General features: G+C 36.9%; 18 protein-coding genes. 9 read left to right on the top strand and 9 right to left on the bottom strand.

The window, feature by feature from the left end:
* Nucleotides 1-230: 230 nt before the first annotated feature.
* Both clpA and clpS read right to left on the bottom strand, forming a co-directional pair.
* Complete coding sequence (clpA, locus tag KO495_RS03170; protein WP_215978947.1) at nucleotides 231-2,489, bottom strand: ATP-dependent Clp protease ATP-binding subunit ClpA; 2,259 nt, start codon at nucleotides 2,487-2,489, stop codon at nucleotides 231-233.
* 20 nt (nucleotides 2,490-2,509) lie between these two features.
* Nucleotides 2,510-2,830, bottom strand: coding sequence for an ATP-dependent Clp protease adapter ClpS (clpS, locus tag KO495_RS03175; protein WP_215978948.1), 321 nt, complete (start codon nucleotides 2,828-2,830; stop codon nucleotides 2,510-2,512).
* A 253-nt stretch (nucleotides 2,831-3,083) separates the two neighbouring features.
* Between clpS and cspD the strand changes: the two genes are divergently transcribed.
* Nucleotides 3,084-3,302 carry a cold shock domain-containing protein CspD gene (gene cspD, locus KO495_RS03180; RefSeq protein WP_215978949.1) on the top strand — a complete coding sequence of 73 codons (219 nt, stop codon included), beginning with the start codon at nucleotides 3,084-3,086 and terminating at the stop codon, nucleotides 3,300-3,302.
* 432 nt (nucleotides 3,303-3,734) lie between these two features.
* Here cspD and KO495_RS03185 read toward each other — a convergent pair whose 3' ends face one another.
* Entirely contained in the window at nucleotides 3,735-5,966 is a 2,232-nt protein-coding gene (locus KO495_RS03185) for an NADP-dependent isocitrate dehydrogenase (protein ID WP_215978950.1), read from the bottom strand.
* Nucleotides 5,967-6,148: 182 nt separating this feature from the next.
* Here KO495_RS03185 and KO495_RS03190 point away from each other — a divergent pair, with 182 nt between their 5' ends.
* From KO495_RS03190 to KO495_RS03215, 6 genes are all read left to right on the top strand, one after another.
* The gene (locus KO495_RS03190; RefSeq protein WP_215978951.1) at nucleotides 6,149-6,757 is read left to right on the top strand and encodes a pseudouridine synthase; all 609 of its coding nucleotides are present in this window, start codon (nucleotides 6,149-6,151) and stop codon (nucleotides 6,755-6,757) included.
* Nucleotides 6,747-7,238, top strand: a complete 492-nt coding sequence (locus tag KO495_RS03195) for an NUDIX hydrolase (protein WP_252738781.1) — start codon at nucleotides 6,747-6,749, stop codon at nucleotides 7,236-7,238. Before KO495_RS03190 ends, KO495_RS03195 begins: the two co-directional genes overlap by 11 nt.
* 139 nt (nucleotides 7,239-7,377) lie before the next feature.
* A complete protein-coding gene (gene mnmA / locus KO495_RS03200) occupies nucleotides 7,378-8,511 on the top strand; it encodes a tRNA 2-thiouridine(34) synthase MnmA (RefSeq protein WP_215978953.1) in 1,134 nt (377 codons plus the stop codon).
* Nucleotides 8,512-8,569: 58 nt separating this feature from the next.
* Nucleotides 8,570-9,190: a high frequency lysogenization protein HflD gene (gene hflD / locus KO495_RS03205; RefSeq protein ID WP_215978954.1), complete on the top strand. Its 621-nt coding sequence runs from the start codon at nucleotides 8,570-8,572 to the stop codon at nucleotides 9,188-9,190.
* Between the two features lie 79 nt (nucleotides 9,191-9,269).
* Nucleotides 9,270-10,640: an adenylosuccinate lyase gene (purB, locus tag KO495_RS03210; RefSeq protein WP_215978955.1), complete on the top strand. Its 1,371-nt coding sequence runs from the start codon at nucleotides 9,270-9,272 to the stop codon at nucleotides 10,638-10,640.
* Nucleotides 10,641-10,866: 226 nt separating this feature from the next.
* Complete coding sequence (locus tag KO495_RS03215) at nucleotides 10,867-11,340, top strand: GNAT family N-acetyltransferase (RefSeq protein WP_215978956.1); 474 nt, start codon at nucleotides 10,867-10,869, stop codon at nucleotides 11,338-11,340.
* Between the two features lie 40 nt (nucleotides 11,341-11,380).
* Here the strand turns inward: KO495_RS03215 and KO495_RS03220 are convergent, their stop codons facing one another.
* Complete coding sequence (locus KO495_RS03220; RefSeq protein ID WP_215978957.1) at nucleotides 11,381-11,785, bottom strand: DUF4826 family protein; 405 nt, start codon at nucleotides 11,783-11,785, stop codon at nucleotides 11,381-11,383.
* A 224-nt stretch (nucleotides 11,786-12,009) separates the two neighbouring features.
* Here KO495_RS03220 and KO495_RS03225 point away from each other — a divergent pair, with 224 nt between their 5' ends.
* The gene (locus tag KO495_RS03225) at nucleotides 12,010-13,047 is read left to right on the top strand and encodes a Glu/Leu/Phe/Val dehydrogenase (protein WP_215978963.1); all 1,038 of its coding nucleotides are present in this window, start codon (nucleotides 12,010-12,012) and stop codon (nucleotides 13,045-13,047) included.
* 143 nt (nucleotides 13,048-13,190) lie between these two features.
* Here KO495_RS03225 and KO495_RS03230 read toward each other — a convergent pair whose 3' ends face one another.
* The 5 genes from KO495_RS03230 to thrS form a co-directional block, all read right to left on the bottom strand.
* Nucleotides 13,191-14,294, bottom strand: a complete 1,104-nt coding sequence (locus KO495_RS03230) for a phosphoribosylaminoimidazolesuccinocarboxamide synthase (RefSeq protein ID WP_215978958.1) — start codon at nucleotides 14,292-14,294, stop codon at nucleotides 13,191-13,193.
* Between the two features lie 273 nt (nucleotides 14,295-14,567).
* The gene (gene rplT, locus KO495_RS03235) at nucleotides 14,568-14,927 is read right to left on the bottom strand and encodes a 50S ribosomal protein L20 (RefSeq protein WP_215978959.1); all 360 of its coding nucleotides are present in this window, start codon (nucleotides 14,925-14,927) and stop codon (nucleotides 14,568-14,570) included.
* 16 nt (nucleotides 14,928-14,943) lie between these two features.
* Nucleotides 14,944-15,138: a 50S ribosomal protein L35 gene (rpmI, locus tag KO495_RS03240; RefSeq protein ID WP_033094689.1), complete on the bottom strand. Its 195-nt coding sequence runs from the start codon at nucleotides 15,136-15,138 to the stop codon at nucleotides 14,944-14,946.
* Between the two features lie 161 nt (nucleotides 15,139-15,299).
* A complete protein-coding gene (gene infC, locus KO495_RS03245; protein ID WP_215978960.1) occupies nucleotides 15,300-15,857 on the bottom strand; it encodes a translation initiation factor IF-3 in 558 nt (185 codons plus the stop codon).
* Nucleotides 15,858-16,030: 173 nt separating this feature from the next.
* On the bottom strand, nucleotides 16,031-17,956 hold the full coding sequence (thrS, locus tag KO495_RS03250; RefSeq protein ID WP_215978961.1) for a threonine--tRNA ligase: 1,926 nt from the start codon (nucleotides 17,954-17,956) through the stop codon (nucleotides 16,031-16,033).
* 458 nt (nucleotides 17,957-18,414) lie between these two features.
* On the opposite strand from thrS, the gene KO495_RS03255 reads away from it, so the two are divergent.
* Nucleotides 18,415-19,047 (top strand): hypothetical protein, encoded by a 633-nt coding sequence (locus tag KO495_RS03255; protein ID WP_215978962.1) that lies wholly within the window; start codon nucleotides 18,415-18,417, stop codon nucleotides 19,045-19,047.
* The last annotated feature ends 44 nt before the right edge of the window (nucleotides 19,048-19,091 follow it).

The raw sequence follows: 19,091 nt of genomic DNA on the forward strand, positions 1-19,091 counted from the left end.
CCAGTTTGGGGAGCCACATAATGTAAAACGAAAAAAGCTACGACTATTCGTAGCTTTTTTCGTTTCTGTGTTTCTCATTTCTATGTATTAACATCCTTTTGTTAATACATTTCAGGACGAGACAGATTGTTAATAAAAAGCTCTATTTATTACTAAATAGAGCTTTTTCTGCACGCCTGGTTATTTTCATCGATAACGACAGTTACCTCTCGACAAGGAATACTCCGTAATTACTTCTCAGCAATAAGTTCTTTCTTGTTTTCAAAGTTGATCACGAGTTTGTCTTTTTTAACATCAACCTTCGCCACTCCACCTTGTGTTAGTTCACCAAAAAGCAGTTCATTGGCAAGTGCTTTCTTTAAGTGTTCTTGTATTAAGCGTGACATTGGTCTTGCCCCCATGGCTTTATCGTAACCATGCTCAGCTAACCATAGCTTAGCTGTTTTACTTAACTCTAACGATACACCTTTCTCATCCAGCTGTGCTTGTAGCTCAACGATAAACTTATCAACTACTTGCTGAATAACATCAGTGCCTAAATGATTAAACCAGACAATATTATCTAAGCGATTTCTAAACTCAGGCGAAAATACCTTATTAATTTCACTTAAAGCATCTAAGCTATGATCTTGTTGTTTAAAACCAATTGACTGCCTTACCGTTTCTTGTACACCAGCATTGGTCGTTAATACTAGGATGATATTTCTAAAGTCAGCTTTTCGACCATTATTATCCGTTAGAGTACCGTGGTCCATCACCTGTAATAAAATATTATAAACATCCTCATGGGCTTTCTCAATTTCATCGAGTAAAACAACCGCATGTGGATGCTTAATAACAGCATCTGTTAATAAGCCACCTTGCTCATACCCCACATAACCAGGAGGAGCACCAATTAAACGGCTAACAGCGTGTTTCTCCATGTACTCTGACATATCATAACGTAAGAGCTCAACGCCCAATATTTTCGCTAATTGTTGAGTTACTTCAGTTTTACCAACCCCAGTAGGTCCTGCAAACAAGAATGAGCCTATAGGCTTCTCTTCATTGCCTAAACCAGCACGAGAGAGGCGGATCACTGAGGTTAATTCGTCAATAGCTTTATCTTGGCCAAATACCACTAATTTCAAATTACGATCAAGATTTTTTAAACCATCTTTTTCTGAAGAAGAAACTGATTTTTCAGGTATTCTGGCCATTTTTGCTACAACACTTTCAATATCAATGTTGTTAATCACTTTTTTACGCTTACTCGGCGCAACTAATTGTTGCTTAGCGCCAGCTTCATCAATAACGTCAATTGCTTTATCAGGTAGAAAACGTTCATTAATGTATTTGGCGGACAACTGTGCTGCCGCATGTAGAGCCTTATTGGTATAACGAATACCGTGATGGTTTTCGTATTTATCTTTTAATCCCTGTAAAATTTTAGTGGTATCAGCAACACTTGGCTCAGCAATATCTATTTTTTGGAAGCGGCGCGCTAATGCGCGATCTTTTTCAAAAATACTTTGATATTCTTGATATGTTGTAGAGCCTAAACAACGAATCTTACCTGCGGAAAGTAATGGTTTAATTAAATTAGAGGCATCCATCATACCGCCCGATGCAGCTCCTGCTCCAATAATAGTGTGAATCTCATCAATAAACAGTACTGCGTTTTTATCCGCTTCTAACTCTTTAAGTAATGATTTAAAACGCTTCTCAAAGTCACCTCGATATTTAGTGCCAGCGAGTAACGCTCCCATATCTAAAGAATAGATAGTTGCATCCGCTAAGAACTCAGGAACTTTTTTCGCGACAATTAAATTAGCTAAACCTTCTGCAATAGCCGTTTTACCTACACCTGCTTCGCCAACAAATAAAGGATTGTTCTTTCTACGCCGGCTCAAAACTTGTAATGTTCGCTCAAGTTCGTCATCTCGACCAATTAAAGGGTCTATATTACCTTTTATCGCTTCTTCATTTAAATTAACTGAAAAGTTCTCAATGGTACGTGGTTCTTCTTCCGTATGTGACTCACCATCAAGTGGTTGACTGGAAGTACCATCATCTATTTTAGCAATACCATGTGAAATATAATTAACAATATCTAAACGACTAATGTCTGATTTTTTTAAAATGTAAGCAGCTTGAGATTCTTGTTCACTAAAAATAGCGACAAGTACATTAGAGCCACTCACTTCACTTTTTCCTGAAGATTGAACATGAAAAACAGCACGCTGTAAAACACGTTGAAAACCTAATGTTGGTTGGGTTTCTCGCTCTTCTTCACCCAACGGAATCATCGGGGTTGTTTCACTGATAAAATCAAGTAGGCTTTTACGCAATCGAACTAAATCTGCGCCACAAGCACTAAGCGCTTCTATGGCAGAAGGGTTATCAAGTAATGCCAACAATAAATGCTCTACTGTCATAAATTCGTGGCGTGATTCTTTAGCTTGACGAAAGGCTAAATTTAATGAAACTTCTAAATCTTTATTTAGCATAGGTACTCCAATTTACAAATTTAGGCTTTTTCTAATACACACTTAAGCGGGTGTTGATGTTCATAAGCAAAGCGTTCAACAAAATCCACTTTGGTTTCTGCAATTTCTGCAGTAAATGTGCCACATAGGCCCTTACCCTGGTAGTGAATCGTTAGCATTATCTCTGTAGCCTCCTCTTCATTTTTATTAAAAAATTGTCGTAACACCTCAACCACAAAATCCATCGGCGTGTAATCATCGTTTAATAAAAACACGTGATACTTAGCCGGCTCTTCTAAATCACTCTTGATTTCTTCTTCTACAAAATCTTGAGTATCAATTAACTCTTTCCAATTACTCATATTTATATCTTAGTATCTACTGCTTATTTTTGCTGTAATTTTTAATGCATTAATTTTGCGTATAAATAGAACAAAAAAACAAAAAAATCACGTTTTAACTTGACTAATTTTATAATTTATCTACGATTTGAACAGTGACTGATTTTTAGTCGCCAATTTGTTGTCTATTTGAATAATTTTTTATTAATAGGCACAAACTATGGGTTAAGTTAACCATAATTAAATACTAAAGGATATAGAAGGAAGTAGATGTATGGCTCACGGAACAGTTAAATGGTTTAATAATGCGAAAGGTTTTGGCTTTATTCGTCCAGATAGTGGCGGGGATGATATTTTTGCACACTATTCAACGATAGAAATGGATGGCTACCGAACATTAAAAGCTGGACAGGATGTCAATTACGAACTTAATGAGGGCCCTAAAGGTCATCATGCAGCAAGTATAAAACCAACAGACGATGAAATAGAATAGAAATAATAATAAAGATTTTCATCTTGTAAATACATTTCAAAAACACAGCATTTGCTGTGTTTTTTTAGCGCTGTAATAAGCAATCAACCTCAGTTCTGCTTAGTAAACCTTTCTATAGCGACTATTTTTACTAACTTCTTTGTCAAATTCACTTGCAATAGCTCCTTATTGGCGCATGAATTTTTCTTGAATTAAAAAACTATCTCACCGTAGTCAGCATATAAAAATTTATTTTTAATTTGCTGAACACTTCTTAAACCAAGTTGAGGTTAACTAAGGCAGTACCGCGCATACCAAAACCCACAAATAAAAAAACGATGCTAAAAAGCATCGTTTTCAATAAAAGTTACTGGCAACTTAACTCATTGCTAGTGCTTCATACTTAATAATCTAGCGTTTTGATTAAACTCAATTAAGCTCAATTAAACTCAATTAAACTAAGCTAGCTAAAATAGTATTTAATGTTGTACTCGGACGCATAGCTTGCTCTGCAAGTGCTACATCAGCAAAGTAGTAACCGTTAATATTTTGCGCTGGGCCTTGAGCTGTATTTAGTTCATTAACAATGGCTTCTTCTTGTGCTGTTAATGATTGAGCGACATCAGTAAATAACGCTTTTAATTCTAAATCTGTAGATTGCTCAGCTAATGCTTGTGCCCAATAAAGTGCTAAGTAGAAGTGGCTACCACGGTTGTCTAACTCACCAACACGACGTGATGGTGACTTGTTTTTATCTAAAAACTCACCGGTCGCTTTATCTAGTGTATCAGCTAACACTTGTGCCTTAGCATTACCTGTATTCACACTTAAGTGCTCTAAAGAAGCCGCTAGTGCTAAAAACTCACCTAAAGAATCCCAACGTAAGTGGTTTTCTTTTTCGAACTGCTGTACGTGCTTAGGAGCTGAACCACCTGCACCTGTTTCAAACAAACCGCCGCCATTCATTAATGGTACGATTGATAACATTTTTGCACTAGTACCTAACTCTAAAATAGGGAATAAATCAGTTAAGTAGTCACGTAAAACGTTACCCGTTACAGAAATAGTATCTTCACCTTTAGCTGCACGTGCTAATGTGTATTCACAAGCTTTTACTGGCTCAAGGATTTGAATATCTAAACCTGTTGTATCGTGGTCTGCTAGGTAAGTGTTAACCTTTTTAATCATTTGTGCATCATGACCACGATTTTCATCTAACCAGAAAATAGCAGGAACATTAGTGGCTTTAGCACGAGTTACTGCTAATTTAACCCAGTCTTGAATTGGCGCGTCTTTAACTTGACACATTCTGAAGATGTCACCTTGAGCAACAGTTTGCTCAATTAAGGTTTCACCTTGAGTATTCACTACACGAACAACACCAGCACCAGTCATAGTGAATGTTTTATCATGCGAACCGTACTCTTCAGCTTTTTGCGCCATTAAACCAACGTTAGGCACTGTACCCATGGTCGTTGGGTTAAACGCACCATTTTCACGACAAAAATCAACAACAGCAGAGAATACACCCGCGTAGTTACGATCTGGGATCATAAATTTAGTATCTTTTTGTTTTCCGTCAGGTCCCCACATTTGACCAGAAGCACGTAAAGCGGCAGGCATTGACGCATCAATAATTACATCACTTGGTACGTGTAAATTAGTAATGCCTTTGTCTGAGTCAACCATTGCCATTTCTGGACGAGTTGTATAAACCGCTTGTAAGTCAGCTTCAATTTCTGCTTTCTTCTCTGCTGGTAAGCTAGCAATCTTTGCGTAAACATCACCAATACCGTTATCAGCATCAACACCAAGTTCTTCAAATGTTGCCGCATGTTTTGCAAATACATCTTTATAGAATACTTTAACTGCGTGACCAAACATAATTGGGTCAGACACTTTCATCATGGTTGCTTTTAAATGAAGTGATAATAAAACATCTTCTTCTTTAGCTTTATTGATTTCAGTTTCAAAAAACTCAACCAATGCTGATTTACTCATTACTGACGCATCAATAATTTCTTTATCTAATAAAGGTAAATCAGATTTTAAAACAGTAACATCACCACTTTCTGCAACAAACTCAATATTTACTGACGTTGCACCATTAATAGTTACCGACTTTTCACTACCGTAAAAGTCACCTGATGCCATATGCGCAACGTGAGATTTAGACTCTTTAGACCAAGTTCCCATTGAATGTGGGTTGTTGCGTGCATACTGTTTTACCGAGCCTGGAGCACGACGGTCGGAGTTACCTTCACGTAATACTGGATTTACTGCTGAACCTAATACTTTAGCGTAAGTTGCTTTAATGCTTTTTTCTTCATCTGTTTTAGGCTCTGCTGGATAATTAGGCAGCTTATAACCTTTAGCTTGTAGCTCTTTAATTGCAGCTTCTAACTGAGGGATTGATGCTGAAATGTTAGGTAATTTAATAATATTTGCTTCAGGTGTTTTCGCTAACTCACCTAACTCAGCCAAAGCATCATCAATACGCTGTTCAGCTGTTAAGTATTGAGGGAAATTAGCAAGAATACGACCTGCTAGAGAGATGTCACGTGTTTCAACATTAATGCCAGAAGAAGCAGTATAAGCTTGAATAATTGGCAGTAAAGAATACGTCGCTAATGCTGGCGCTTCATCGGTAATAGTATAAATGATTTTAGAGTTATCAGTGCTCATTGAGTTTCCTACTGTAATTTAGCTAAAAGCCAAGATGAAATGCATATAAATGCACTAAAAAGTAATTAATATTCACCCAAGCATAAAATTTATTTGCGCACGCATAGTATAGTAATTCAAAGCGTATTAAAATAGCCTAACAAGCGCTTGAATAATTTATTTTCTTGGGACTAAGCAGCAAAATGAAGAAAAACAACGGCTATACAAGACATAAGGCAAAACCTAAAGCTAAAGTGAAACCATTAATAGGCGAGCGAAAAATTGTCCTATTTAATAAACCTTTTGATGTTTTATGCCAATTTACCGATGAACAACAACAACGACGAACATTAAAAGATTTTATCAATATTGAAGGCGTTTATGCAGCAGGAAGACTTGATCGAGATAGTGAAGGTTTATTAGTGCTAACGAACGACGGTCAACTTCAACACCAGATTGCCAACCCGAGTAAAAAAACCGAAAAAACTTATTGGGTTCAAGTTGAAGGCGCGCCACAAGAAAACGATTTAGATAAGTTACGCCAAGGGGTCGAGTTAAAAGATGGTATAACTAAACCTGCGAAAGTTAGTGTTATGACGGCCCCTAAAGTATGGGATCGTATTCCTCCTATAAGGGAACGTGCAGCTATCCCCACAACTTGGTTAGAAATTAAAATAACCGAGGGTAAAAACCGCCAAGTAAGGCGAATGACAGCTAATATTGGCTATCCTACGTTACGTTTAATTCGCTATGGTATAGGTCAATGGAATATTGACAATATCGCGAATGGAGAATATCGCCTTGAGCCTTAATCATGAACATACAACAAATGAACACCATGGAGATAAACAATTTAAACCTAATACCACGGTAGCAGCGGTTATTCACCATCAAGGTAAGTTTTTATTAGTTGAAGAATTTGAACAAGGAAGAACTGTTTTCAATCAACCTGCTGGACACCTTGAAAAGCATGAAGATTTAATAGAAGCAATTAAACGCGAAGTATTAGAAGAAACAGGTTTGAGTTTATCTCCCGACTATCTATCAGGAATATATTATTTTTATCATCAACAAGCTCAGCTTTATTTTTTAAGGTTTTGTTTTGTTATTGAATTAGATAACCCTTTAGTTGGTACGCCCAACGATGACGATATTATTACCACCCATTGGTTATCACTGAATGAAATTAAAAACAAAGCATCCCAACTTAGAAGCCCCTTAGTGCTTGAATGCATAGAAGATTATTTATCTGGCAATAAAATATTACTATCTCATTTAAAATCGATGCTTTGACCTATATCCTAAGCTGACACCGTGCTATAATTTCGCGCCCTTTATTGACAGCAAATACCAATAAAGGTACTAAGTATTCGATTTTCGTTTACTTTTATACTCCTTTTTCTAGATAAAAACATTCAGAAGTTAGTAATTTATGAGCAAAATAAGCACTTTAACCGCCGAAAACAATAAATCGCCTGAGCAAATCAAAGTCATCGTTGGTATGTCTGGCGGTGTAGACTCTTCAGTTTCAGCTTATTTATTACAGCAACAAGGTTATCAAGTTGAAGGCTTGTTCATGAAAAACTGGGAAGAAGATGATACCGATGAGTATTGTGCTGCAGCTGATGACTTAAAAGATGCACAAGCCATATGCGATAAGCTAGGAATTAAGTTACACACCATAAACTTTGCCACTGAATATTGGGATAACGTCTTTGAGTACTTTTTGGCTGAATATAAGGCAGGCAGAACACCTAACCCTGATATTATGTGTAATAAAGAAATTAAATTTAAAGCATTTTTAGAGTTTGCTTGTGAAGATTTAGGTGCAGACTACATTGCAACCGGGCATTATGTTCAGCGTGAGCTTCGCGATGATAAATGGTTAATGATCCGCGGGTTAGATAACAACAAAGATCAAAGCTACTTTTTATATACGTTAAATGAAGCCCAAATAGCACAAACCCTATTTCCAGTTGGCCACATTGAAAAGCCAGAAGTAAGAGCTATTGCAGAGCAAGCTGGCTTAGTTACTCACAATAAAAAAGACAGTACCGGTATTTGTTTTATTGGTGAGCGAAAATTTAAAGACTTTTTAGGACAGTACTTACCTGCAAAGCCAGGCATTATAGAATCAGCTGAAGGTGAAGCAGTAGGTCATCATGACGGCTTAATGTACCATACCTTAGGGCAACGTAAAGGCTTACGTATTGGTGGTTTAGCCAATGCAGGTGAAGAGCCTTGGTATGTTGTTGAAAAAGATTTATTACGTAACGTACTTATTGTTGGCCAAGGACATAACCACCCTCGTCTATTTTCAAAAGGGCTGATTGCAAATCAACTCGACTGGGTTGACCGCACACCATTAAAAAGTAGTATTAAGTGCACCGTCAAAACACGTTACCGACAAGATGATGTGCCATGTACCGTGACACCTCTAGCAAATGATGAGTACCAAATAGACTTTGATCAACAACAAAGCTCAGTAACCCCAGGACAATCCGTTGTATTTTATCAAAACGAAGTTTGTTTAGGCGGCGGTATTATTAATACGCTTATTCGCTAGTCATAGCGAATAATAATGCTCCGTATGCCCATGAATATCGAATTTATATAGAGAAAAAATGAAAGATAAAATCATTACTTTTGCTGCTATTTGCCAAGTTGCTTATCATGTACAGCAAGTATCTAAAAAAGGTTATATTTCAGATGACGACTTTAGTGTGTTACTGCAAAGTTTAATTGAAACATCTCCCGAGAATACTTTAGCAGTATACGGCAATGACTTAATGAACCTCAAAAAAGGTTTATCGTTATTAGTAAATTATTTAGGTAGCGATAGTGCTAATAATCAAAAAGATCCTGAATTTACACGCTATGTCATTAGCCTCATTAATTTAGAAAGACGCTTAGCAAAGCAACCCAAGCAACTTGATAACCTTGGCGAGCGTATTAACGCGACCCAACGCCAACTTGAACATTATGATTTAACCAGTGAAACCCTTATTGCAAGTTTTGCCAGTATTTATAGTGATGTGATCAGTCCTTTAGGGCAAAAAATTCAAGTCACGGGTGAGCCTCAAATATTAAAGCAAACCGTAAATCAATATAAAATTAGAGCATTATTACTTGCCGGTATCAGGGCTGCCGTTTTATGGCGTCAGGTTGGCGGTAAAAGAAGGCAAATATTGTTTAATCGTAAAAAAATGGTTGAGACTGCTCAAACATTACTAAAACAAATTTAACCTGCTAATTTTACAAAATAAATAACTGTAAAAACTTAACGCTATTAACATATTTAATATATAACTTTAGGAAAACATTATGGAACTTTCAGCATTAACTGCAATTTCACCCGTTGACGGTCGATACGGCAGCAAAGCAAGCGCGTTGCGTCCTATCTTTAGTGAGTTTGGTTTAACCAAATATCGCGTAACCGTTGAAGTACGTTGGTTACAAAAATTAAGTAATACTAGCCAAATCAATGAAGTTCCTGTTTTTAGCGATGAAGCTAATAAGGTATTAAACGCTATTGTTGATAATTTTTCAGAGCAAGATGCACTGCGCATTAAAACCATTGAAGCAACAACTAACCATGATGTAAAAGCGGTTGAATACTTCTTAAAAGAAAAAATTGCTGATAACGCTGAATTAAACGCGGTTACTGAATTTATTCACTTTGCTTGTACCTCAGAAGATATTAACAATCTTTCACACGGTTTAATGTTGAAAGAGTGTCGTGAGCAAGTATTATTACCAGCTATCGATGAAATTTTAGCAAGCATTAAAAGTTTAGCGATTGAGTATAAATCAATCCCTATGATGTGTCGTACACACGGTCAACCTGCTTCACCTAGTACGCTAGGCAAAGAAATGGCGAATGTTTATGTACGTTTACAACGTCAACGCGAGCAAATTGCTAACATTGAATTACTAGGTAAAATTAATGGCGCTGTAGGTAACTATAATGCTCACTTAAGTGCATACCCTGAAGTTAACTGGCATGGCTTTGCTGACGAATTTGTTACCTCTTTAGGTTTAACATGGAATGCCTTTACCACACAAATTGAACCGCATGACTATATTGCTGAGCTTTTTGACGCAGTTGCTCGTTTCAACACTATCTTAATTGATTTTGACCGTGATATTTGGGGCTACATTGCTCTAGGTCACTTTAAACAAAAAACAATTGCAGGTGAAATTGGCTCTTCAACTATGCCACATAAAGTTAACCCGATTGATTTTGAAAACTCAGAAGGTAACTTAGGTATTGCTAATGCATTATTTAGTCACTTAGCACAAAAACTGCCTATTTCTCGCTGGCAGCGTGACTTAACTGATTCAACAGTATTACGTAACTTAGGTGTTGGTTTTGCACACGCACTAATTGCCTACCAAGCAACATTGAAAGGTATTAGCAAGTTAGAAGTCAATGAAGCTAACTTAGCACACGAGCTTGACCATAACTGGGAAGTACTAGCTGAGCCAGTACAAACAGTAATGCGTCGCTACGGTATTGAAAAGCCATATGAAAAACTTAAAGAATTAACGCGTGGTAAACGTGTTAATGCTGAGTCTATGCGCGAATTTATCAATAACCTTGAGCTTCCTGAAGAAGTTAAAGCAGAATTATGCTTATTAACTCCAGGTGGCTACATTGGCCGTGCTGTTGACTTTATTGATGAATTAAAATAAACGTTAGCGCAATGTTATAATTACTTAAAGAAGACTTCGGTCTTCTTTTTTATTGCTGTTTTTCTAAAAAGGTAGCAATAATTTCCACTATTGTGTTTGATTAATTGTTAATCGTTAACTAGTGTTTATTAAAGGGGTAGAATTTAAATACGTTGCTTTGATGTTAATGATAGGTAATGAAAAGGCTCACCTCCTTCTATTTATTTATGATTTCATAGAGGTAACAATGTCTTATAGTATTAGCCGCGTAAAATGGCAACAGGCAGCCCCATTGTTAAAAAATATCCGTGAAAAAGTATTTGTTTGTGAAAGACGTATCCCTAAAAAGGTTGAATTTGATAACGGTGATCGTACTGCTTATCACATGCTTGTCTGTGATGATAAAAACCAAGAGCCTATTGCCACTGGCAGAATATCTCCTCAAGGTGAAATAAGCCGCATTGCGGTTGTTATTGGTTATAGAAATAAAAAAGTTGATAAGTTTATTATGAAAGGCTTATTTAGTATCGCTAAAGAGTTATCATTAAAGGAAGTTTTTATTTCAAGTCCATTAGATAAAGTAAGCTATTTTACTGAGCATGAGTTTTACCCTATAGGCTCTGTTTATATGGAAGCTGGCATGCCAAAACAACGTATGGCATGCTCAATAAATGAAGCATTAAAAAATATTGATAGCGCTAAGTATTACCTTAACCACTAATATAGTTAACACAGAATAAAATCTGTTTAAAATTGATCACCTAAGCTTGCCATAAGCTTTCGTTGTCACACACCTGATACAACCCCTCTGCTCTACTAATTAAGAAACCAGCAAAGTTTTTTTGAGCATTATTATCCGACTGTAATAAATTTTCAGCTTGTAGTTGCCACTTTAATGAAAAGTGCTTCAAGGCATCTCTTGCTGTGGTAGCGACATCAATAGAGCTATGATCCGTAGGTAAATCACCACAAATTACCCAATATTTACTACCACCTGTTACTGTTAACTTCCAAATAGCAATCATTGGGGTTAAGTAACGACTTTCCTCTGCAGTAACACTTTGCGTTACCAACCCTTTCTCAGCTAAGTATTTGGTCGCAACTTGATACTGATCTTTAATCCATTGCTGCTGCTCTTGTGTTGTCATTGCGACTTCTTGTGTCATTAGTTTCATACCTTAAGAAATAATATTATCTGAACTCAGAACATAGTTACATAAACCGTTCATAGCAATTGCTGTAGCTTTAACTTAACACTTTAACTCATTTAATCTTCGGGTTAATTATCTACCCTAGCTAGTCTATAAAAAAGCTAAGTGCTATGGTGCATTTCATTAATTACAACACAATTTACAAGCCTTTTCTAGCGTGGCTATGGAGATATATGTCAATGGCATTCTTTGATTTACCTGACTTCGATGATCATGAACAAGTTGTTTTTTGTAGCGATGAAGTCAGTGGTTTAAAAGCAATTATCGCAGTACACAGTACGGCACTTGGCGCTGCTGTTGGCGGATGTCGCATGTGGGATTATGCTAATGATGAAGACGCTTTAATAGATGTGTTGAGATTATCAAAAGGCATGACCTATAAGAATGCAATGGCTGGCTTAAGCATGGGCGGTGGTAAATCTGTTATTATTGGCGATGCTAAAATCCTAAAATCTGAGAGATTATTCAAAGCCTTTGGTCAGGCATTGAACAACTTAAATGGCCGTTACTTAAGTGCAGAAGACGTTAATATCACCACACAAGATATTGCAATAACTAACACCGTAACGCCTTTTGTTACTGGAACCGAAGGTAAAAGTGGTAACCCAGCACCTTTTACTGCCCTTGGTACTTTCTTAGGTATTAAAGCTTCCGTAAAACACAAGTTGAAGCGTGATGATTTAACTGGCTTAACTGTTGCCGTACAAGGTTTAGGTAGCGTTGGCTATTCATTATGTGAGCATCTACATAATGCAGGTGCTAAATTAATTATTACCGACATCAATAAGCTTGCTTTAGATAAAGCTGCAAATGAATTTGGCGCAACGATTGTCAACTTAGATGAAATTTACGATCAGGATGCTGATATTTACGCCCCTTGTGCTCTAGGCGCTACAATTAATGACGATAGCCTTAACCGATTAAAAGTAAAAATTATCGCAGGTTGTGCAAATAATCAACTTGCAACACCTGCGCATGATCATATGTTATTAACAAAAGGGATTTTATATGCTCCAGATTATGTTATTAATGCTGGCGGTATCATTAATGTCTCATTCGAAGATAATTATGATGCTGATAAGTCGACTAAAAAAGTACATGAAATTTATCATACTTTACTAGATATTTATCAAAAAGCTGAATTGAGCAACTCACCTACGGGCGTTATTGCTGATGAAATGGCAAGAGAAATACTGAAAAATGGTGGCAAAAAGTAGCCTGTACTCAGCCAATGAGTAAATAATAAATTCTAAAAAAAATGGCAATAATATTACAATCATTGCCATTTTTTGTGTTCACTTTTAAGCGAAAGAATGACTTAAACCATATTATTTAAGCCATATGACTTCAGTAATATAGCTTAATCAATTAGCTGGTATTGCTGACGTAAAATATCAACAATTTCGGCTTTTGGGTTATCAGAAAGTACTATTTTTTGCCCAGTCACTTTTTCTGCAATATCAATGTAAGTTTTAGATACATTCATTAGTACATCGACAGGTAGTGCATTATCGCGTGCTAATGCTTCACGCTCAGCCATACGATCTTTATTTAGTAAGATATCAGGATCTGGGAAATGGTTTAATAATAGCTGCCTAAAACCTTCTTTTGAGTTTTCAACGACGTTACCCGCTCGGTATTCTTCGCCGTCCCATATACGTGATGAATCTGGCGTACCAACTTCATCCATATAAATCAGCTTATCGTTACCCACTTTATCTTTTACATAACCAAATTCAAATTTTGTATCAATAAATATTTGATCAAGCTCAGCTAATGCAGAGGCAATAACATCAAAACCTTGAGTTAGTAACTTCTCATATAAACCAATATCATCTACCGACTTAAAGTTAAAAGCACTGAAGTTATCTTCAATGTTCTTACGCGTAATATTAACATCATCCGCCTCAGGAACACCTGGAATGCCCTTTAAAATACCTTTGGTTGATGGTGTTTGTAATAATGTTGGTAACTTACTATCTTTCGTTAGCCCTTCAGGTAAATTAATACCACAAAACTCTCGCTCACCTTTAGCATAACTACGCCACATAGAGCCCGTAATATATTGACGGCAAATTGCTTCAATCATTACTGGTTGTGCTTTTTGCACTATCCAGACGAAAGGGTGAGGAATATCAAGAATATGGCTATCAGCTAGTCCCTGCTCTTTAAACAGTTTAAACCAATGGTTTGAAATAGCATTCAATGCTGCACCTTTGCCAGGAACACCTTTCATACCACCTTCACCATGCCAAATACAATCGAAAGCAGATATTCTATCGCTAATAACCATAATGGCTAATGCAGTGTCGCTAGGTACGTTGTAGCCCTTCTCTTCAATAAGGCGTTTGCTATCGGCTTGGGTTAACCAATAAACAGAACGAACTTTACCACTGTGAACTGGCGCATCTGTACGAATTGGCAGGTCGTTATTCACCGCAAGAACTTTGTCGCTAAGACTCATGATTTTTCTCTCAATTAAACTAACTGTTTACTTTAATAACTTAAATGACTGATTAAATTGATAATACACGTTAAAGAAAAAACGATGACTTTTTGCATTAACTATTATACCAATTCACCGTGTGTTGATATCGAGTTCAATAACGCCCATAAGTATTATTGAAGTTACTCATTTTTATTTTCTATTTAGCGTCAAATATAAAATAAAAATAAGCAAAAAGAAAAGGACGCAATAAGCGTCCTTTTATTCAAGCTTTACAGCTTACATTCTGTCTTAAGCAGCTAAAGAAGCTTGCGCTTTTTCAACTAAGAAAGTGAATGCTGCTTTATCGTATACTGCGATGTCAGCTAGGATCTTACGATCGATTTCAATAGAAGCCTTTTTAAGACCATTAATGAAACGGCTGTAAGATAAACCATTTTGACGAGCTGCTGCGTTAATACGAGCGATCCAAAGCTGGCGGAATTGACGTTTACGTTGACGACGATCGCGGTAAGCGTATTGAGCTGCTTTAGTTACTGCTTGGAAAGCAACACGATAAACACGACTACGTGCACCGTAATAACCTTTAGCTTGCTTTAGAACCTTTTTGTGACGTGCACGAGCTTGTACACCACGTTTTACTCTAGCCATTTTCTATATCTCCTAATTAACCGTGACGTAAAAGTTTTTTAACTGACTTAATGTCAGATGCGGCGATCATGCATTTAGCACGAAGATGACGCTTAACTTTAGTACGACGCTTAGTCAAGATATGACGAAGGCCAGCTTGTTTGAACTTATAGCCAGAAGCTGTTTTTTTAAAGCGCTTTGCAGCACCTTTATTGGTTTTCATTTTAGGCATGTGAATAACTCCGCATTTATACCCGTAGGTATATGCCAAATATTAAGTAGCGAGGGCGAAAGTAATAAATATTACTTTACTTGCAAGCCTTTACTACCAGCGTAAAGATAAAGTTGGTGAATAAAGTATCCGAAGATACTTTATTACTTTCAGACCAAGTTTTATCTATTTTTAGGGGCTAAGACCATCACCATTTGACGTCCTTCCGCACGACGCGGGAAGAACTCAAGCACAGTTAACTCTTCTAAATCGTTTTTAACGCGAGTTAGTAAAGCTAAACCAAGCTCTTGGTGCGCCATTTCACGGCCACGGAAACGTAAAGTAACCTTGACCTTGTCGCCGCCTTCTAAAAAGCGTTTCAGGTTGCGTAGTTTTACCTGATAATCGCCTTCATCTGTACCAGGACGGAATTTAATTTCCTTAACCTGAATTTGTTTCTGATTTTTACGTTGTTCTTTTTGTTCTTTAGCTTTTTCATAGATAAACTTGCCGTAATCCATGACACGACAAACCGGTGGTTTAGCCGTAGGGCTAATTTCAACAAGATCTACGCCCGCTTCTTCAGCCTGATCCATTGCTTCATTTAATGTAACGATGCCACCTGGCTCTCCGTCAAATTTAATTAAACGAATTTCGTCGCCTGGTATATCAGTAATTAACTCATTTAAACGATGAGCTGGCTCTTTACGTCCGCCTCGTTGTCCACCTTTAATAGCCATGTTCCTCCAAAGAACTTTTTTTATCTTATAAGTATTATTTTATTCTGTTAGTACTGTGCTTAATTAAAGCGACGTTGATTATACTATATTTCACAATAAAATATTGGTTAATTAGCATCTCGATTATTCGTCATAATAATTAACCATGCTGGGTGTCCGTTAATGAATATTTTTTACGCTAAACTATCACTTTGGCGACTATTTACTTCACCTGATAATTTTGTAATAAAGTCATCAACCGACATTTTTCCTAAATCTTCACCACCTCGAGTACGAACAGCAATTTCACCTGCTTCCATTTCTTTATCACCTACAACTAATAAATAAGGAACTCGCTTCAAAGTGTGCTCGCGGATTTTAAAGCCTATTTTCTCATTTCTCAAGTCTAGTTTTGCTCTAAAGCCATTTTCTTTTAGTTTTTTAACAATTTTTTCACAATATTGACCTTGTTTATCAGTAATATTCATAATTGTGACTTGAGTTGGCGACAACCACGTTGGGAATTTACCGGAATATTCTTCAATCAAAATGCCAATAAAGCGTTCTAATGATCCTAAAATAGCGCGATGAATCATTACCGGTGTGTATCTTTCGTTGTCTTCACCAACATAAGTTGCACCTAAACGCTCTGGCAAAGCAAAATCAAGTTGCACTGTGCCACACTGCCAAGCTCGGCCTAAACAATCCATTAAGGTAAACTCAATTTTTGGCCCGTAAAAGGCACCTTCGCCTGGCAAATATTCAAACTGAATATTACTATCAGTTAATGCTTGCGCTAAACCAGCTTCGGCTTTATCCCAAATTTCATCACTACCAATACGGTTTTCTGGACGTGTTGACAGCTTTACAACAATATCTTCAAAACCAAATGAGCCATAAACGTCGTAAACCATTTCAATACATTTAGTCACTTCTGCTTGAACTTGTGACTCCATACAGAAAATATGCGCATCATCTTGAGTAAAACCACGAACACGCATTAAGCCATGTAGTGAACCTGACGGCTCGTTACGATGACAACAACCAAACTCAGCAATACGTAATGGTAAATCACGGTACGATTTTAAGCCTTGGTTAAAGATTTGTACGTGCCCTGGACAGTTCATCGGTTTAATAGCGTATTCGCGTTTTTCAGACTCAGTGGTAAACATGCCATCAGCATATTTATCCCAGTGACCTGATTTTTCCCAAAGGCTTCTGTCCATCATCATTGGCGCTTTTACTTCGTCATAATCATATGAACGTAGTTTTTCACGAACAAATTTTTCTAGTTCTGTGTAAATAGTCCAACCATCGTTATGCCAAAATACCATGCCTGGCGCTTCTTCTTGCCAATGGAATAAGTCTAACGTTTTACCAATTTTACGGTGATCACGCTTTTCAGCTTCAGCTAAACGTACGATATAAGCTTTAAGTTGTTTTTTATCAGCCCATGCTGTGCCGTAAATACGTTGCAACATTTTATTGTCTGAATTACCACGCCAGTAGGCACCGGCAACTTTCATTAATTTAAAATGATGGCAGTGGCGCATACTTGGTACATGAGGGCCGCGACACATATCAATATATTCTTCATGATGATATAAAGCAGGAGTGTCTGTTTTCTCAATATTTTCATCAAGAATTTGTAATTTATAAGTTTCGCCACGTGCTGTAAATGCATCGTAGGCATCTTGCCATGAACCTGTTTTTTTAACGACTTCATAACCCGTACGCGCTAATTCAGTCATACGCTTTTCAAGCTTAGCTAAATCGTCTTCGGTAATTGATTCTTCAAGATCGATGTCATAATAAAAGCCATTATCAATCGTAGGTCCAATCGCCATTTTAACGTTTGGATATAACTGTTTAATAGCATGACCTAATAAGTGGGCACATGAATGACGAATAATTTCAAGACCTTCGCTATCTTTGCTGGTGATAAGTTGTAAGTTTGCATCAGCTTCAATCAGCTCACACGCATCAACTAAGTCACCATTAATACGGCCAGCAATAGTTGCTTTAGCAAGACCAGGACCAATATCAAGGGCGACATCCATTACAGAAACAGCTTGCTCAAATGAGCGTTGAGAACCATCAGGGAGAGTAATTACAGGCATAATTTTTCCTTATCAGTGGCGGCGCATACCAAGCGTCGCTTGAAAATTAATTTAAAAATAGTAGCTAATACTTCATTTTATTAGCATTTTTCGGCATTTAAACATAAAAAAGAGCAAAAGCTCCTTTTATATTTTATTTGGATAGGGATTGTAAAAGCCTTGCGCTTTTTAAACAAGGGCTTTAATTGAGAATTTATGTCATCTCACGCTAAAGAAGCTTTAAACGTTAATTTACAAGCCAAATTAAAACAAAGTAATGACAATAAAAATCATCGTTTGGCACTAACTTATGTACAACATAACATTGTAAAATATAATAAAGAAATCTACTATGGCAGCCTTTTCAAGTAACTATAGCTATAACCAATCATTATTGAATGGCAACATTTTATCTCATGAAACTTATCTTTTTCCTATTTATTGTACTTACCTCTCACTTTAGTTGTCACGCAAGCAATATGCCTTGGACTGTATGGGAAGATAATAGTCACTTAAGTGTCAGCTATAGAGATGCTCAACTGCCAACGCAGCAAAGTGCCGCTGGTTTAATTGAAATACAAGCAAAACTCATCGTTGAATCAAGCCTTGCCGGTTTTTTATTATTTCTTCAAGATGTTGATAATACGCCCAATTGGTTAAAAGGCGCACAAGAAAGTAAAATACTTACTCACGCATCAGCAAGTGAGCAAAGTTTTTTCGTGACTTTCTCAAAAATATGGCCATTAAAACCGCGACTACTATTGTTGCATTCTCGCTTTTGGCAAAATGATGATCTCAGCGTTGATATGTCGGTGACACAACTTGCTCCTCCTGAGAATTTAACCATGGCTCTTGACGAAAGCATTGACGATTTTTTTATTGTCACCATTCATCACGCTCATTGGAAGTTAACACCTAAACTGCAAGGTGGCTCGCTACGAATAGCTATTGAATATACGGTGATTGCCGATGGCGGCGGCAATGCGCCGACATGGTTAGCAAACCATATGGCGCTGAAATCAATTTGGAAAAGCATGCATGCCTTACAACAGCAATTACCCCACTCACATTGGCAAAGCAAAAAGATCTCTAATATTAAGGAGCTAAAATAATATTTATTTAGCTAACTCTTATGCTGTTTATATAAATGGGATAA

Source organism: Colwellia sp. D2M02, from assembly GCF_018860755.1.
In the GTDB taxonomy this organism is placed as follows: Bacteria; Pseudomonadota; Gammaproteobacteria; order Enterobacterales; family Alteromonadaceae; genus Colwellia; species Colwellia asteriadis.

Coding starts and splice junctions, on each gene's coding strand:
- clpA (WP_215978947.1), bottom strand. CDS start 2,489: ATGCTAAATAAAGATTTAGAAGTTTCATTAAATTTAGCCTTTCGTCAA.
- rplT (WP_215978959.1), bottom strand. CDS start 14,927: ATGGCTAGAGTAAAACGTGGTGTACAAGCTCGTGCACGTCACAAAAAG.
- purB (WP_215978955.1), top strand. CDS start 9,270: ATGGAACTTTCAGCATTAACTGCAATTTCACCCGTTGACGGTCGATAC.
- KO495_RS03215 (WP_215978956.1), top strand. CDS start 10,867: ATGTCTTATAGTATTAGCCGCGTAAAATGGCAACAGGCAGCCCCATTG.
- rpmI (WP_033094689.1), bottom strand. CDS start 15,138: ATGCCTAAAATGAAAACCAATAAAGGTGCTGCAAAGCGCTTTAAAAAA.
- KO495_RS03185 (WP_215978950.1), bottom strand. CDS start 5,966: ATGAGCACTGATAACTCTAAAATCATTTATACTATTACCGATGAAGCG.
- thrS (WP_215978961.1), bottom strand. CDS start 17,956: ATGCCTGTAATTACTCTCCCTGATGGTTCTCAACGCTCATTTGAGCAA.
- hflD (WP_215978954.1), top strand. CDS start 8,570: ATGAAAGATAAAATCATTACTTTTGCTGCTATTTGCCAAGTTGCTTAT.
- KO495_RS03220 (WP_215978957.1), bottom strand. CDS start 11,785: ATGACACAAGAAGTCGCAATGACAACACAAGAGCAGCAGCAATGGATT.
- infC (WP_215978960.1), bottom strand. CDS start 15,857: ATGGCTATTAAAGGTGGACAACGAGGCGGACGTAAAGAGCCAGCTCAT.
- KO495_RS03225 (WP_215978963.1), top strand. CDS start 12,010: ATGGCATTCTTTGATTTACCTGACTTCGATGATCATGAACAAGTTGTT.
- clpS (WP_215978948.1), bottom strand. CDS start 2,830: ATGAGTAATTGGAAAGAGTTAATTGATACTCAAGATTTTGTAGAAGAA.
- KO495_RS03190 (WP_215978951.1), top strand. CDS start 6,149: ATGAAGAAAAACAACGGCTATACAAGACATAAGGCAAAACCTAAAGCT.
- mnmA (WP_215978953.1), top strand. CDS start 7,378: ATGAGCAAAATAAGCACTTTAACCGCCGAAAACAATAAATCGCCTGAG.
- KO495_RS03230 (WP_215978958.1), bottom strand. CDS start 14,294: ATGAGTCTTAGCGACAAAGTTCTTGCGGTGAATAACGACCTGCCAATT.
- KO495_RS03255 (WP_215978962.1), top strand. CDS start 18,415: ATGCCTTGGACTGTATGGGAAGATAATAGTCACTTAAGTGTCAGCTAT.
- cspD (WP_215978949.1), top strand. CDS start 3,084: ATGGCTCACGGAACAGTTAAATGGTTTAATAATGCGAAAGGTTTTGGC.